The organism is Streptomyces sp. ISL-36 (assembly GCF_018614205.1).
In the GTDB taxonomy this organism is placed as follows: Bacteria; Actinomycetota; Actinomycetes; order Streptomycetales; family Streptomycetaceae; genus Streptomyces.
The window spans coordinates 15,529-30,011 of record NZ_JAGGOS010000072.1; the positions used below are offsets into that span (position 1 = coordinate 15,529).

At 71.1% G+C, this 14,483-nt stretch carries 14 protein-coding genes and 1 pseudogene; 12 read left to right on the forward strand and 3 right to left on the reverse strand.

The window, feature by feature from the left end:
- Window positions 1-38 precede the first annotated feature (38 nt).
- From J7E93_RS19550 to J7E93_RS19600, 11 genes are all read left to right on the forward strand, one after another.
- Window positions 39-977 carry an FKBP-type peptidyl-prolyl cis-trans isomerase gene (locus J7E93_RS19550; RefSeq protein ID WP_215071191.1) on the forward strand — a complete coding sequence of 313 codons (939 nt, stop codon included), beginning with the start codon at window positions 39-41 and terminating at the stop codon, window positions 975-977.
- A 43-nt stretch (window positions 978-1,020) separates the two neighbouring features.
- Window positions 1,021-1,401: an FKBP-type peptidyl-prolyl cis-trans isomerase gene (locus J7E93_RS19555; RefSeq protein WP_215071192.1), complete on the forward strand. Its 381-nt coding sequence runs from the start codon at window positions 1,021-1,023 to the stop codon at window positions 1,399-1,401.
- 147 nt (window positions 1,402-1,548) lie between these two features.
- A complete protein-coding gene (locus J7E93_RS19560; RefSeq protein ID WP_215071193.1) occupies window positions 1,549-2,505 on the forward strand; it encodes a YafY family protein in 957 nt (318 codons plus the stop codon).
- Window positions 2,506-2,521: 16 nt separating this feature from the next.
- Complete coding sequence (locus J7E93_RS19565; protein WP_215071194.1) at window positions 2,522-3,490, forward strand: YafY family protein; 969 nt, start codon at window positions 2,522-2,524, stop codon at window positions 3,488-3,490.
- A gap of 107 nt (window positions 3,491-3,597) precedes the next feature.
- Entirely contained in the window at window positions 3,598-3,861 is a 264-nt protein-coding gene (locus tag J7E93_RS19570; RefSeq protein ID WP_215071195.1) for a phage terminase large subunit family protein, read from the forward strand.
- Window positions 3,862-3,968: 107 nt separating this feature from the next.
- Window positions 3,969-4,166, forward strand: a complete 198-nt coding sequence (locus J7E93_RS19575) for a hypothetical protein (RefSeq protein ID WP_215071196.1) — start codon at window positions 3,969-3,971, stop codon at window positions 4,164-4,166.
- A 185-nt stretch (window positions 4,167-4,351) separates the two neighbouring features.
- A complete protein-coding gene (tatA, locus tag J7E93_RS19580; protein ID WP_215071197.1) occupies window positions 4,352-4,636 on the forward strand; it encodes a Sec-independent protein translocase subunit TatA in 285 nt (94 codons plus the stop codon).
- A gap of 104 nt (window positions 4,637-4,740) precedes the next feature.
- The gene (gene tatC / locus J7E93_RS19585) at window positions 4,741-5,643 is read left to right on the forward strand and encodes a twin-arginine translocase subunit TatC (protein ID WP_215071219.1); all 903 of its coding nucleotides are present in this window, start codon (window positions 4,741-4,743) and stop codon (window positions 5,641-5,643) included.
- Window positions 5,644-5,685: 42 nt separating this feature from the next.
- Window positions 5,686-6,585 carry a diacylglycerol kinase gene (locus J7E93_RS19590; RefSeq protein WP_215071198.1) on the forward strand — a complete coding sequence of 300 codons (900 nt, stop codon included), beginning with the start codon at window positions 5,686-5,688 and terminating at the stop codon, window positions 6,583-6,585.
- Window positions 6,586-6,688: 103 nt separating this feature from the next.
- Window positions 6,689-9,517: an RNA helicase gene (locus tag J7E93_RS19595; RefSeq protein WP_215071199.1), complete on the forward strand. Its 2,829-nt coding sequence runs from the start codon at window positions 6,689-6,691 to the stop codon at window positions 9,515-9,517.
- Window positions 9,518-9,672: 155 nt separating this feature from the next.
- The gene (locus J7E93_RS19600) at window positions 9,673-11,076 is read left to right on the forward strand and encodes a cytochrome P450 (protein ID WP_215071200.1); all 1,404 of its coding nucleotides are present in this window, start codon (window positions 9,673-9,675) and stop codon (window positions 11,074-11,076) included.
- A 138-nt stretch (window positions 11,077-11,214) separates the two neighbouring features.
- On the opposite strand, the gene J7E93_RS19605 is transcribed toward J7E93_RS19600, so the two are convergent.
- From J7E93_RS19605 to J7E93_RS19615, 3 genes and pseudogenes are all read right to left on the reverse strand, one after another.
- Window positions 11,215-12,141, reverse strand: a complete 927-nt coding sequence (locus tag J7E93_RS19605; RefSeq protein WP_215071201.1) for an ADP-ribosylglycohydrolase family protein — start codon at window positions 12,139-12,141, stop codon at window positions 11,215-11,217.
- A gap of 119 nt (window positions 12,142-12,260) precedes the next feature.
- Window positions 12,261-12,692, reverse strand: a complete 432-nt coding sequence (locus J7E93_RS19610) for an ABA4-like family protein (RefSeq protein ID WP_215071220.1) — start codon at window positions 12,690-12,692, stop codon at window positions 12,261-12,263.
- Between the two features lie 19 nt (window positions 12,693-12,711).
- Window positions 12,712-13,590 (reverse strand): annotated as a pseudogene (locus J7E93_RS19615) (hypothetical protein); the annotation flags it as partial.
- Window positions 13,591-13,768: 178 nt separating this feature from the next.
- Between J7E93_RS19615 and J7E93_RS19620 the strand changes: the two are divergent.
- Window positions 13,769-14,401, forward strand: coding sequence for a MerR family transcriptional regulator (locus tag J7E93_RS19620; RefSeq protein ID WP_215071202.1), 633 nt, complete (start codon window positions 13,769-13,771; stop codon window positions 14,399-14,401).
- The last annotated feature ends 82 nt before the right edge of the window (window positions 14,402-14,483 follow it).

Here is a 14,483-nt window from a genome sequence, read left to right on the forward strand (position 1 = left end):
TCGGGCAACTACTGTGCCGTCTGAGATCTGAGGAACACGTGCGCCGACTTGCCGGCCTACTTGTCGTCCCGCTGCTGCTGCTCTCGACAGCGGCCTGCGGCAGCGACGACAAGGGCTCCGATTCCGCCTCGATGACGAACGGGCTCCCCGCCATCACCGCGGGCGAGAAGTTCGGAGAGAAGCCCACCCTCACGAAGGGAGAGGGCGCCCCGCCCAAGGACCTCAAGGTCAATGTGATCAGCAAGGGCGACGGTGCGGTCACCAAGAAGGGCGACGCGCTCCAGGTGAACTACCTGGGCCAGGCCTGGGACTCGACCACGCCCTTCGACAACAGCTTCGACCGGGGGCAGCCGTTCGAGCTGACCCTCGGCGCCGGCCAGGTCATCAAGGGCTGGGACCAGGGCCTGGAGGGCCAGAAGGTCGGTAGCCGCATCGAGATCGGCATTCCGCCGGAGCTCGGTTACGGGGCGCAGGGCCAGGGCGACATCAAGCCGAACGCGACTCTCGTCTTCGTCGTGGACATCCTGAAGGCCACCACGGTCCCGAAGTCCGCCGAGGGCAGCGAGGTCGCCCAAGACAACAAGGATCTGCCGAAGGTCGGCACGAACGCGGACGGCAAGGCGCCCTCGCTCACCGTTCCGAAGGTCGGCCCGCCGACCAAGCTCGTCTCCAGCTACGTGCTCGAGTCCAAGGGCGAGGTCGTCAAGGCCACCGACACGGTCGTCGTGAACTATGTCGCGGCGCTGTGGAAGGACGGCAAGGTCTTCGACTCCACCTATGCGACGGGCAAGACCGCCAACTTCCCGCTGGCGCAGCTGACGCTGAAGGGGCTGAAGGACGGCCTCACCGGCAAGAAGGTCGGCAGTCGCGTCCTGATCGTCGCCCCGCCGTCGGAGGCCTTCGGCAACGAGGAGAAGCAGGGCATCCCGAAGAACTCCACGCTGGTGTTCGCCGTGGACATCCTCGCGAAGATGTAAGACTGTCCCGTTCGCGCAGTTCATCAGTATGAGGAGCAGTTCAGTGAGCATCGAGAAGCCCGAGGTCGACTTCCCGGGCGGCGAGCCGCCGAAGGACCTGGAGATCAAGGACATCTGGGAGGGCGACGGCGAGATCGCCGCGGCCGGCGACTTCGTCAAGGTCCACTACGTGGGTGTGGCCTTCTCCACGGGTGAGGAGTTCGACGCCTCCTGGAACCGCGGCAACCCGCTGGACTTCCAGCTCGGTGTCGGTCAGGTCATCCAGGGCTGGGACAAGGGTGTCCAGGGCATGAAGGTCGGCGGCCGCCGCCAGCTGGTCATCCCCGCGCACCTCGCGTACGGAGACCGCGGTGCCGGTAACGCGATCGCGCCGGGCGAGACCCTGATCTTCGTCTGCGACCTGGTAGGCGTTGCCAAGCGCTGACCGTTTCTGGTCGGTCGAGGGCCCATCCCGATCCCCGGACCTGGTCCGGGGGCCTCGGGGTGGGCCCTCGGCTTTTGCCACGACACCCCGGGGCGGTACCGTCGGACCTCCGAGAACTCAATCCGGCAGAAGAGGTGCAGGGCGTCGATGGCGATTGCCAAGGCCGAGCGGCTGATGAATCTGGCGCTGTGCCTGCTCGGAACCCGCCGCCCGTTGAGCAAGCGTGAGCTCCGCGGGTCCATCGAGGCCTACCTCGAGGCCGGTGCCGACGACGCCTTCAACCGGATGTTCGAGCGCGACAAGGACGATCTGCGCGAGCTCGGTCTGGTCATCGAGACGGTCGAGAACATCGAGGGCGAGACCGGCTATCTGGCCCGCCGTGACTCCAACCGTCTTCCGCCGATCACGCTCGACGCCGAGGAGGCCGCCGCGCTCGGCCTCGCCGCCAAGGTCTGGCAGCAGGCCCGCCTCGCCGGCGCCGCCAGCGGCGCTCTGCAGAAGCTCCGCGCCGCGGGCATGCCCGAGGCCGAGGACTCCTACGACGTCCAGCACAGCGCGCTCGAACCGCGTATCCCGGTCCACGAGGCCGCCTTCGAGCCTCTGATGCTGGCCTGCCGCGACCGGCGTCCCGTGGTCTTCGACTACCGCAAGGCCACCGCCGCCCGCCCGGAGACCCGCCAGGTCGAGCCGTGGACCCTGGAGTGCTGGCGTGGCCACTGGTACCTGGCCGGCTGGGACCGCGACCGGGGTGCCGAGCGTGTCTTCCGTCTGTCCCGTATCACCGGAAAAGTCCGCTCCCGGGCCGGCGCCTTCACCGCGCCCGTTCCCGACGCCGTCACCGTCCGCGAGACCGTCGAGAGCTGGGCGGGCGAGACCGCCACGCGCTCCGCGCGGATCCGGCTGCGGGCCGGCTGCGGCTACCCGCTGCGGGCCCGCGCCCGGTCCGTGACGGAGGGTACGGACGGCTGGGACGAGTTGGAGATCCCGTACGGGCACGGTCTGGACGCCTGGCTCGTGGAGTTCGGCCCCGACGTGGTCGTGCTGGAGCCCGCGGATCTGCGGGCCGATGTGGTGGACCGGCTGCGCGCCGTGGCCAAGGGCTGAAGGGGAGACGTACGGCATGGCTGCGAACGCGATCGACCAGACGAGGCGGATGCTCTCGCTCGTCACCTATCTCCGGGAACGACCGGGCGCCCACGTCGCTGATGTGGCCCGCGCCTTCGGGATCACCGAGGACGAGCTGATCTCGGACCTCGATGTACTGCCCATGTGCGGTACGAGCTTCCGCGGCGGCGATCTGCTCGACATCGACACCGACGGTGACCGGATCTGGTGGCGCAACCCCGGCGCCCTCGGTGCGGACGCGGCCGAGCCGCTGCGGCTGGCGGCCGATGAGGCGACCGCGCTTCTGGTCGCCGCACGGGCCGTCGCCACGCTGCCCGGACTGCGCGAGGGTGACCGCGAGGCGTTGCTGCGCGCCACCGCCAAGCTGGAGGCGGCGGCCGGCGAGGCGGCCGGTGCCAGCTCCCGGCTGTCGGTCACCTTCGAGTCGGAGGGCGGGGTCTTCGCCGAGGTGGACCGGGCGATCTCGGAGCGCCGACGGCTGTGGGTGCGCTACTACTCGCCCGCCCGCGACGAGCTCACCGAGCGCGAGGTGGACCCGATCCGGCTGTTCGCCGTCGGCCACACGTACATGGAGGCGTGGTGCCGGCTCTCCGAGGCGCGCCGTACCTTCCGTCTCGACCGGGTGGCCGAGATCCGGATCCTGGACGAGCACTCGGCGCCGCCGGAGATCGAGCTGCGGGACCTGTCGGAAGGCCTGGTCCAGCCGTCGGCCGAGGACCCGGAGGTGGTGGTGGAGGTCGGTCCCGGCGGTCGCTGGGTCGCCGAGTACTACCCGCACGACAGGGCGGACGAACTGCCCGACGGCGGACTGCGCATCACGCTGCGGACGCCCGACCCCACCTCGCTGCGGCGCCTCGCGCTGAGGCTCGGCAGCGACGGACGGATCGTCTCCCCGCAGGGGCTCGCGGACAGTGCGCGGGAGGCCGCGACCGCAGCTCTTGCCGCCTACGACGGCCGGGAGTGACACCAGGGGCAGTGGAATGTGACATTCCATGCCTGGGCGACGCTGTTGCTTGTGGAGTCGGCGAAGGGGCGTGAGTCCCGGCGACGAGAGTGCGGGAGTCGAGAGAGATGAGGGAAATGTCCGTGATGCACGGAATGACGGCTGCGATCGCCCCGGTCTTCTTCAAGGCGGCCTGCCCCGACTGCCGCGCCCGTTTCGAACTCTCCGCCGGCGCCCTGCGCCTCGCGATCGGCGCCAGCCGCCGCACCACCTTCTACTCCTTCACCTGCCCCGAGTGCGGCAGCGCCGTCCGCAAGCCGGCCGGCGAGCGCATCGTCGAACTCCTCACAGGCGGCGGCGTACGCACCCTGCGCCTGCACTCCACTGTCTGAGGCCCACGGCCCGAGGTCTCGCCGTCCGAGACCTCACCGCCGAGGCGCCGTCCGACGCCCCACGGCCCAAGGCTCCGCCGGAGCCGCCCAACGTCTAGGCTCGCCCCATGTTCTGGCCCATGCTCGCCATCGCTCTCGGATTCCTCGGCATCGCCGTCCTCGGCGTCCTCGGCATCAAGGTCTTTGTGGAGGCCCAGCGGCTCGGCCGCCAAGTCGTCCACACCACGGAGCGCATCAACCGCGCGGCCGAGGACCTGGAGAAGGCCGCCGGTGATCTGGCCCGAACCGGCGACGCGTTGCGCTGAGCCTGTGCCGTACGCTGCTGGAAGTGGCCCCGGGACGGGCGCGCGGGCCGCAATCGCGAGTATGCACAGGCATTGCCCCGCGTTTACTCCTGCGGGTTACGATCGCAGACAGCGCGGTGGCCGGACGCATGTCCGATCCGCCGGGCACGCACTCCATGTCGCCTCGGTGAAGAAGGTAAACAGCTATGGGTAGGCTCGGCCCCACCGAGATCATTCTCATCCTCGTCGTCATCATCCTGCTGTTCGGCGCCAAGAAGCTCCCGGACATGGCCCGTTCGCTGGGCAAGTCGGCCCGCATCCTCAAGAGCGAGGCCAAGGCGATGAAGTCCGACGACCAGCAGAGCGCCCCCGCCGACCCCCCGCAGCCCGGCACCCCGGACCAGGCCGCCCCGCGCACCATCCAGGCCGCGCCCGGCGACGTGACCAGCTCGCGTCCCGTGACCGAGCCGTCGGACACCACCAAGCGCTGACCCGGTCCGCCGCGGCCGCCGCATTGAGCGGCGGCTGCCGCACGAGATGAGGACGTGGGTTGCTCAAGTCTGCCCGCAAGCAGGAGAAGGATCCCGAGGGCCGGATGCCCCTCGTGGAACACCTGCGCGAACTTCGCAACCGTATGGCGAAGGGCCTGCTGGCCATCGCCGCGGTCACCGTCGTGGCCCTCGTGTACAGCGAGGACCTGATGCAGTTCCTGACGAAGTCGGTGCCCAAGTGCGAGCCCGGCGTCCCGAGCGACGGCGGAAACTGCGCGATCGTCTCCTTCAACACGCTGATCGCCCCGTTCAGCACGACGATCCAGGTCAGCCTCGTCACGGGTCTCGTCGTCGCGAGCCCGATCTGGCTGTACCAGCTGTGGGCCTTCATCGCGCCCGGCCTGCACAAGAGCGAGAAGAAGTACACCTACGCCTTCGTGGGCGCCGCGGTCCCGCTGTTCACGGCCGGCGCCTACCTCGCGTACCTCATCCTCCCCATCAGCGTGAAGGTGCTCATCAGCCTCACGCCCGGTGGCTCCGCGAACATCCTGTCCCTCGGTGACGTCCTCGACTTCACCCTGCGCATGGTGCTCGTCTTCGGCCTCGCCTTCGAGCTCCCGCTCGTCCTCGTGATGCTGAACCTCACCGGGGTCCTCACCGGCCGCCGCATGGCCGGCTGGTGGCGCGGCGTGATCATGGGCGTCTTCGTCTTCGGCGCCGTCATCACCCCCACCACGGACCCCATCGGCATGCTGGCCCTCGCCGGACCGATCACCGTCCTGTACTTCGCGGCCGTCGGCTTCTCGCTCGTCAACGACCGGCGCCGCAAGCGCAACAACCCCGACGCCGAACTCGACGACGACGAGGCCTCCAGCCTCGACCTCACGCCCGAGGCCGTCGCAGCCGTCGAACCGGTCGGCGCCACCCGTGCCCTGCCCGAGCAGGCCACCGGAGATGCCGACGGCGGCAGGTCGCTGCGGGCGAGCGGTTACGACGACATCACCTGATCTTGTAGGGTCCTGCCCCCAGGCACTGTCCGGGGGGACCCCATGACCAGCGAGATCACCCTCTTCGTCAATCCCACCGCGGGACGCGGCCGGGGCGCGCACGCCGCGCAGCCGGCCGCTCGCGCGCTCAGGGACGCCGGATTCTCCGTCCGTACGGTCCTCGGCGCCGATGCCGAGGACGCCCTGCGGCGCGCCCGGCAGGCCGTCGAGTCCGGGACGGGGGCACTCGTCGCCGTCGGCGGCGACGGCATGGTCTCGCTGGCCCTGCAGGCCGTGGCCGGCACCCGTACCCCGCTCGGCGTGGTCGCCGTCGGTACCGGCAACGACTTCGCCCGCTCCCTGGGGCTGCCCGTCCGCGACCCCGCGGCGGCCGGCCGGATCGCCGCCGAACTCCTCAAGGGCGGCGGCGGACGCGACATCGACCTCGGCAGGGTCGGCGACCGCTGGTTCGGAACCGTCCTCGCGTCCGGATTCGACTCCCGCGTCAACGACCGGGGCAACCGCATGCGGCTGCCCGTCGGCCGCTTCAAGTACGACCTCGCCATGATCGCCGAGCTCGCCGCGTTCCGGCCCGTGCCGTACCGCCTCACGCTGGACGACTCCACCGAGCGGCAGGTCGAGGCCACGCTCGTCGCCGTCGGGAACGGCACCTCCTACGGCGGCGGCATGCGCATCTGCGCCCGGGCGCGGATGAACGACGGCCTCTTCGACGTCACCGTCGTCGGCGACTGCAGCCGTACGACCCTGATCAAGGTCTTCCCCCAGGTCTACCGCGGCACCCATCTCGACCACCCCAAGGTCACCGTCCACCGCGTCCGCGCCCTGACCCTCGATGCCCCGGGCATCACCGGCTACGCCGACGGGGAGCCTCTCGGACCGCTGCCGCTGACCGCCGAATGCGTCCCGGCGGCGGTGCGGGTCCTGGCGCCCCCCGGCCCGTAGAGGGCGTCTCACCGGCCTCGCCGGGCCCTCGGAGCGGGGGAAATCCCCACGGTCATTAAAGATCGCGTCACTGTCAGAGGGGACGGGTAGGCTCAAGAACAAGATGACAGAGGACCTCACACCAGCCGAAGCGTACGCAGCTGCCCGGGCCCGTAATGCCGAGCAGGCCACCGCGCTGGCCCCCTTCCGCGAGATGTACGAATTCGGTCTGGACCCCTTCCAGATCGAGGCCTGCCAGGCCCTCGAAGCGGGCAAAGGCGTGCTCGTCGCGGCGCCCACGGGCTCGGGCAAGACCATCGTCGGCGAGTTCGCCGTCCACCTCGCGCTCCTCCAAGGGCGCAAGTGCTTCTACACGACACCCATCAAGGCGCTGTCGAACCAGAAGTACGCCGACCTCGTCAAGCGGTACGGCCCCGGCAAGGTCGGCCTCCTCACCGGGGACAACAGCATCAACGGCGACGCCCCGATCATCGTCATGACCACCGAAGTCCTCCGCAACATGCTGTATGCGGGATCCCAGGCCCTCAGCGGCCTCGGCTACGTGGTCATGGACGAGGTCCACTACCTCTCGGACCGCTTCCGCGGCGCCGTCTGGGAGGAAGTGATCATCCACCTCCCGGAGTCCGTGACGCTCGTCTCACTCTCCGCGACCGTCTCCAACGCCGAGGAGTTCGGCGACTGGCTCGACACCGTACGCGGCGACACCGAGGTCATCGTTTCCGAGAGCCGTCCCGTGCCGCTCTGGCAGCACGTCCTGGCCGGTCGCCGGATGTACGACCTCTTCGAGGAGGAGACCGACCACGGCGGTCGCGCCGCCTCACGCCGGGAGGTCAACCCCGACCTGATGCGTCTGGCCCGCACGGAGAACACCCGCACGTACAACCCGGGCGAGCGGCGGCGCGGCAAGATGATCCGTGAGGCCGATCGCGAGCGCGAGCGCCGTCAGCGCTCCCGCATCTGGACGCCCGGCCGGCCCGAGGTCATCGAGCGGCTCGACGCCGAGGGGCTCCTGCCCGCCATCACCTTCATCTTCAGCCGGGCCGCCTGCGAGGCCGCCGTCCAGCAGTGCCTGTACGCCGGGCTGCGGCTCAACGACGACGACGCCCGTCAGCGGGTCCGCGAGATCGTCGAGGAGCGCACCGCCTCCATCCCGTCCGAGGACCTGCACGTCCTCGGGTACTACGAGTGGCTGGAGGCCCTGGAGCGCGGCATCGCCGCCCACCACGCCGGCATGCTCCCCACCTTCAAGGAAGTCGTCGAGGAGCTCTTCGTCCGCGGCCTGGTCAAGGCCGTCTTCGCGACGGAGACGCTCGCGCTGGGCATCAACATGCCCGCCCGGTCGGTGGTCCTGGAGAAGCTCGTCAAGTGGAACGGCGAGCAGCACGCCGACATCACCCCCGGCGAGTACACCCAGCTCACCGGACGCGCCGGACGACGAGGGATCGACGTCGAGGGCCATGCCGTCGTCCTGTGGCAGCGCGGCCTCGACCCCGGCCACCTCGCCGGCCTCGCCGGCACGCGCACCTACCCGCTGCGCTCCAGCTTCAAGCCGTCGTACAACATGGCCGTCAACCTGGTCGACCAGTTCGGACGGCACCGCTCCCGCGAACTGCTCGAGACGTCCTTCGCGCAGTTCCAGGCCGACCGTTCCGTCGTCGGCATCTCCCGCCAGGTCCAGAAGAACGAGGAAGGCCTCACGGGTTACCGGGAGGGCATGACCTGCCACCTCGGAGACTTCGAGGAGTACGCACGGCTGCGCCGCGACCTCAAGGACCGCGAGACCGAACTGGCCAAGCAGGGTGCGGCACAGCGCCGGGCCCAGGCCGCCGCCTCCCTGGAGCGGCTGAAGCCCGGTGACGTCATCCACGTCCCCACGGGCAAGTTCGCCGGTCTCGCACTCGTCCTGGACCCCGGCATCCCCGCCGGGCGGACCAACGGCCACCGCGGCTTCGAGCACCATGACGGGCCACGCCCGCTCGTCCTCACCGCCGAACGGCAGGTCAAGCGGCTCGCCTCGATCGACTTCCCGGTCCCGGTCGAGGCCCTGGAGCGCATGAGGATCCCCAAGTCCTTCAACCCGCGTTCCCCGCAGTCCCGGCGGGACCTCGCCTCCGCCCTGCGGACCAAGGCCGGACACATCAACCCCGAGCGTCACCGCAGGGATCGCTCGGCCGCCGCCGACGACCGCGAGATCGCCCGGCTGCGCACGGCGTTGCGTGCCCACCCCTGCCACGGCTGCGACGAGCGCGAGGACCACGCCCGCTGGGCCGAGCGCTACCACCGGCTGCAGCGTGACACGCGGCAGCTGGAACGGCGCATCGAAGGCCGCACCAACACCATCGCGCGCACCTTCGACCGGATCGTCGCGCTCCTGACCGAGCTCGACTACCTCCGGGGCGACGACGTCACCGACAACGGCAAGCGGCTCGCCCGGCTCTACGGCGAACTCGACCTGCTGGCCAGCGAATGCCTGCGCGACGGCGTCTGGGAGGGCCTCAACCCGGCCGAACTGGCCGCCTGCGCCTCCGCGTTGGTGTACGAGGCGCGGCAGTCCGACGACGCCGTGGCGCCGAAGCTCCCCACCGGGAAGGCGAAGGCCGCTCTCGGCGAGATGGTGCGGATCTGGGGCCGACTCGACGCCCTGGAAGAGGAGTTCAGGATCAACCAGGCGGAGGGCGTCGGCCAGCGCGAACCCGACCTCGGCTTCGCCTGGGCCGCCCACCAATGGGCCTCCGACAGGGGGCTCGACGAGGTCCTGCGCGAGGCGGAGATGCCCGCCGGTGACTTCGTGCGCTGGTGCAAGCAGGTCATCGACGTCCTCGGACAGATCGCCGCCGCGGCGCCCAAGGAGAACAGCACGGTCTCCAAGAACGCGCGCAAGGCGGTGGAGTCGCTGCTGAGGGGCGTCGTCGCCTACAGCTCGGTGACCTGACCGCCGCGTTCTCAGGGGGCCGAAGGGGCCCGTGGTCGACACCACGGGCCCCTTTTCCTTGTCCACAGACGGTTTTCCACAGGGGTGGCGGAGTGTCGGACCTCTCCGATTCCATGGAGTCGGACACCGGGCAACACCACGGGGAGGGAACGCACGTGACCACGCAAGCAGGTCCGGCCGCCGCCGAGAGGGCGACCGACGGACAGAAGATCGTGCCAGGCCCACGGGGCGTACCGCTGCTCGGAAACCTGCCGGAGTTCGGCAAGGACCCACTCGCCTTCTTCGAGCGGCTGCGCGAGCGCGGCGACTTCGTCAGCTGGCGCTTCGGTCGCGGCCGCGCCCTCTTCATCGCCCACCCCGAGACCATCGGCGAACTCCTCACCGAGGTCGAGCGGACCTTCGACCAGCCCGACCTCGGCATCGCCTTCCGCACCCTGCTCGGCAACGGAGTGGTGGTCGCCAAGGGCGCCGACTGGCGCCGCAAGCGCTCCCTCGTGCAGCCGTCCGTCCGTCCCAAGCAGGTGCGGTCCTACGCCGCCACCATGGCCGAGTGCGCCGTCGCTCTCGCCGACCGGTGGAGCGACGGGCAGCGCGTCGACGTCAAGAAGGAGATGGCGGCCCTCACCCAACTCATCGCCGTGCGGACCATCTTCGGCGTCGACACCGCCGCCGACGCCGACGCCATCGGCCGCGCCATGGACATCGCGCAGAAGGAGATAGGCGCCGAGTTCAGCGGCATCGGGGCCCTCCTGCCCGACTGGGTGCCCACGCCCGGACGGGCACGCATCAAGCGCGCCACCGCTGTCATCGACGCCGAGGTCTCCCGGGTCGTCGCCCGCCACCGCGACGGTGACACCGACCGCCCGGATCTGCTCAGCCGCCTCCTGGCCGCCCGGGACGAGACCGGCGCGCACCTCTCCGACCAGGAGATCCGCGACGAGACCGTCACCCTCTACATCGGCGGACACGAGACGACGAGCTCCACTCTCGTCTGGGCCTGGCACCTGCTGTCCCACAACCCGCGTGTCGGCGCGGCGCTCACCGAGGAGCTGGACAGGGTCCTCGGTGACGAGCCCGGCTTCGACGACTACGCGCGGCTGACCTACACCCAGGCCGTCGTGAAGGAGACTCTGCGTCTCTATCCGACCATCTGGCTCCTCACCGGCATCGCCAGGGAGGGGGCGGTCCTGGGAGGGATGCCGATCCCGTCCGGGACACGGGTGTGGAGCAGCCAGTGGGCCACCCACCGGGACGCCCGCTGGTTCACCGACCCCGAGGAGTTCCGTCCGGAGCGCTGGGGCGCGACGGGCGGCGAGGTCCCCGAGGAGATACCGGAGTACGCCTGGTTCCCGTTCGGCGGCGGGCCGCGGGTCTGCCTGGGCACCCGGTTCGCCATGGTCGAGGCCGTCCTTGTTCTCGCCGTTCTGGCCCGCCGGTTCCGGCTGGAACTGGATCCCGGCGAGATACGCCCCGTGCCGAGCCTGACCCTCCAGCCGGACCGCGAGGTCTTCGCCACGGTCCGGGCGCGGGCGGACCGGCCCACCCGGAACGCGCGGTGAGATGAGGGGGAGGGCGCGGTGCCAGCCCCGTCGCGGCCGGTGCCGACCCGTCGCGCCGCTTGTCGGTGGCCCGCCTCGCGCACCGTTCCGGCCAGGCCCGCTCCAGCCCGTTCGGCCCCCGGCCCGGCCCGGACCGGCTCAGGCGTCGGCGAGGGCCGCCGCGAGGGCCCGGAGGTCGTGGGCCCGGAGGACCTTGCTTCCCTGACCGGGGAGGGGGACGTGCAAGGGGGCCGTCCAGCGGGTCGGGATGGCGGCGGCGCCGTGGACCGTGCCGGCCAGGAGGCCGGTGACGGCCGCGACGGTGTCCGTGTCGCCGCCGAGGTCGATCGCGGAGGAGAGGGCGGCCTCGAAGGAGTCCGTCGTCCGCAGGGCCCAGACCGCCGAGGCCAGGCAGGGCCAGACCGCGCCGTTGAACTCGGTGGCGTCGTCCGGGTGCCAGTCGGGGGCGAGGACCGCGGTCCAGCGGTCCCGGTGGGCGGGGGTGACCGCGGCGAGCGTGCCGGGCAGGGCGGAGAGCGGGTCTTCGCCGAGCAGGGCCACGCGGACGAGTTCGTGGAGGATCGCCGTACCCTCCCACGCGGCGCCGTCCCCATGGGTGAGGGCCGCGATCCGGCGAGCCGCGGCCATCGTGGCCTCGCGGCCGGCCGCGGCGAAGTACACGGCGGAGGTGGAGGCCCGCATGAGTGAACCGTTGCCCGCGGCGCGGCCGTTGACCTGGAAGTGGAGGGCGGACGCCAGGTTCCAGGGGTCGCCGCTCGTCAGGACGTCCTCGGTCTGCAGGCCGATGTCCTTCGGCTCGGCGGCGGCCCACGACCGGAAACGTTCGAAGATGTCCGGCAGATCGAGGCCGCCCCGTTCGAGGAGGGACTGCCCGACCAGAACGGCCATCTGGGTGTCGTCCGTGGCCTCGCCCGGGTCCCAGCCGCCGCCACCGCACATCTCGCCCACGCCGTTGGGGAAGCGTTCCCGGTAGACCCCCGGCAGGCCGAACTCGAAGGGAGCGCCCAGGGCGTCCCCGACGGCCGAGCCCATGACGGCCCCGACGGCCCGGTCGATCGTTCGCATGGCCTCAGCCTAGGCGGCGCCTGACGAGCCGATACGCCGCCGGCGGCCATCGCCATGGTGGTCGTGGGGAAAGGCCGGCCGCTGACGGATGCGCCGGCGGGGCCCGCGGGCCGGACTCCTCACGCCGGTACGGGAACCGGCTTCCTCGCCGCCCGCAGCGCCAGGAAGATCAGGAGGCCGACGGGGGACAGCAGGATCGTCAGCACCAGCAACGGTCCCATCACCAGGGGCGACAGCCCCCGCCTGCGGCCCTCGCGGTACATCCACTGGCCGAGCAGCAGGTCCCAGGCGATGACGTGCGCCCAGATCGCGCCCGCCCCGTTCGCGAGCGCCACGAGATCCCGGAAGGTGTCGATGTCCGGGCTGCTGACCGTCGCCCACAGTTCGGGGAGGACCGGAAGGGCCAGCACGAGGTAGACCGCCAGGATCGGTGCGACGGTCAGGGGCGAGGCGGCGAGCCGCTCCGTGCCGGGCCAGCGCGGAGCGAAGATCATCAGGAGCCAGACGGGTGCGGCCAGCAGGAAGGAGAGCTCGAAGAGGAAGCCGGTCATGCCACGAACTCCTTGTAGGGCGGGGGGATTCGGTACGGGAGGAGGCGCGCAGGGCCGCCCAGGTCGCGGCCGTGGCCGACAGGACGATCGCCCCGGCCGCGGCGAGAGTCGTGGCGTCCGGGTCGAGGAGCGCCTGGCCCCGCAGTGCCTGCCAGGTGACCAGCGCGAACCCGGCGGCGTACGTCCCGGAGGCCACGAGCGTCAGGCGCAGCCGTACCCGCTCGTCGCGCAGCCGGGCGAAGCGCGGGGCGAGCGCGACCAGGGCGAGCAGGAGCAGCGGGAGCGCCTGCAGGGCGTGCATGCCGAAGAAGTGGGCGATCCGCAGGTCGCCGCCCGTCGTGGCCCAGCCGGTCACCGGCATGGCGGGCCCGCCGTCCGGGACGCCGACGCTGTGGGCGCCGACGAGGGGCGCGTCGTCCCCGGCCGCGAGCTGTTCGGGCGTCGGACCGACCATCAGGAAGCCGACGGCCGCGCCCGCGAGGGCGATCAGCGAGCCGAGCCGCACCGACCAGCTCGTGGCACGGTCGAGGATCCGGGCGCGCAGCAGCAGGACCGAGATGACCAGGGCGCCGAGCCAGAGGACGACGACCGTGACTCCCATGGCTTGGAACAGGGCCGCGTCGAACGCGGTCTCGTTGTTGAAGTGGCTCTGCTTCCCCCGGACCACCTGGGTGGTGATCAGCACCATCTCGACGGCGCTCGCCGAGGCGACCACGGTGCCCGCCCACCAGCCGACCCGGCGGCCACGCGGAAGCAGGGTGAGCATCCAGGCGAGCGTCATCGCGTACGCGACGAACGACACGGCGAACTTGAACGGCTTGTACCAGATGGGTGCGCCGACGAGGACGCGGTCGTCGAGGACGAGGCCGCCCGCCGAGACCAGGGCGAGTAAGACCATGGCGGCGGCGAACCAGACCAGAGGCCGGTGGAGTTCGCGGATCGGTGGAATCGAAGAGGACATGGGTACCCCCGGTGAATTATGGATAGTGGCACTCGCCGCTATCTGATAGCTCCACTATCTATGATGGGGGGACCGGTCGGCAAGGCCGGAGCATGACCGGAGAGGTGAACGCACGGTGCGCATCGGAGAGTTGAGTCGCAGGACCGGAGTGTCGGTGCCGACGATCAAGTACTACGTACGGGAAGGGCTGTTGCCGGCCGGGCAGTTGACGAGCCCGAACCAGGCCTCGTACGACGAGACACACGTGCGGCGCCTGCGCCTCGTCCGCGCGCTCCTGGACGTGGGCGGGCTGTCGGTCGCCGGCGTCCGGGACGTGATCGTGGCGATCGACGACAAGGAACGGCCCGTGCACAAGGTGCTGGGCGTGGCGGCGGACCGGGTGGTGCCGCGCTACGCGGAGGAACCGGGGGAGGGGATCGGCGCCGCCCGCGAGGCGGTGGCCGAACTGATCGCCGGGCGTGGCTGGCGGTCGCACCCCGAGAGCCCGGCGGCGGAGGCGCTTGCGGTCGCGCTGACGGCGCTGGAGGAAGTCGGCCAGGGGGCGTTCGTGGAGGTGCTCGACGCGTACGCGGAGGCGGCGGAACGGGTGGCCCGGGCGGACCTGGAGTACGTGGCGCGCAATGTGGCGCGCGAGGAGCTGGTGGAGAGCGTGGTGGTGGGGACGGTGCTGGGTGACGCGGTGTTCGGGGCGCTGCGGCGGCTGGCCCACGTGGACGCGTCGGACCGCCTCTTCGGCGAGGGGGTGTGACCCGGGCCGCCCCCGACCACGGTTCGGCCCTCGACCACGGGCGGCCCGGGACCACGGCTGGGCCAGGGCGCCCCGAGCCCAG

Bases quoted from the DNA above. Each gene is read 5' to 3' on its own strand.
- J7E93_RS19560 (WP_215071193.1), top strand. From the start codon at position 1,549: ATGGCGATTGCCAAGGCCGAGCGGCTGATGAATCTGGCGCTGTGCCTG.
- J7E93_RS19565 (WP_215071194.1), top strand. From the start codon at position 2,522: ATGGCTGCGAACGCGATCGACCAGACGAGGCGGATGCTCTCGCTCGTC.
- J7E93_RS19570 (WP_215071195.1), top strand. From the start codon at position 3,598: ATGAGGGAAATGTCCGTGATGCACGGAATGACGGCTGCGATCGCCCCG.
- J7E93_RS19575 (WP_215071196.1), top strand. From the start codon at position 3,969: ATGTTCTGGCCCATGCTCGCCATCGCTCTCGGATTCCTCGGCATCGCC.
- tatA (WP_215071197.1), top strand. From the start codon at position 4,352: ATGGGTAGGCTCGGCCCCACCGAGATCATTCTCATCCTCGTCGTCATC.
- tatC (WP_215071219.1), top strand. From the start codon at position 4,741: ATGCCCCTCGTGGAACACCTGCGCGAACTTCGCAACCGTATGGCGAAG.
- J7E93_RS19590 (WP_215071198.1), top strand. From the start codon at position 5,686: ATGACCAGCGAGATCACCCTCTTCGTCAATCCCACCGCGGGACGCGGC.
- J7E93_RS19595 (WP_215071199.1), top strand. From the start codon at position 6,689: ATGACAGAGGACCTCACACCAGCCGAAGCGTACGCAGCTGCCCGGGCC.
- J7E93_RS19605 (WP_215071201.1), bottom strand. From the start codon at position 12,141: ATGCGAACGATCGACCGGGCCGTCGGGGCCGTCATGGGCTCGGCCGTC.
- J7E93_RS19610 (WP_215071220.1), bottom strand. From the start codon at position 12,692: ATGACCGGCTTCCTCTTCGAGCTCTCCTTCCTGCTGGCCGCACCCGTC.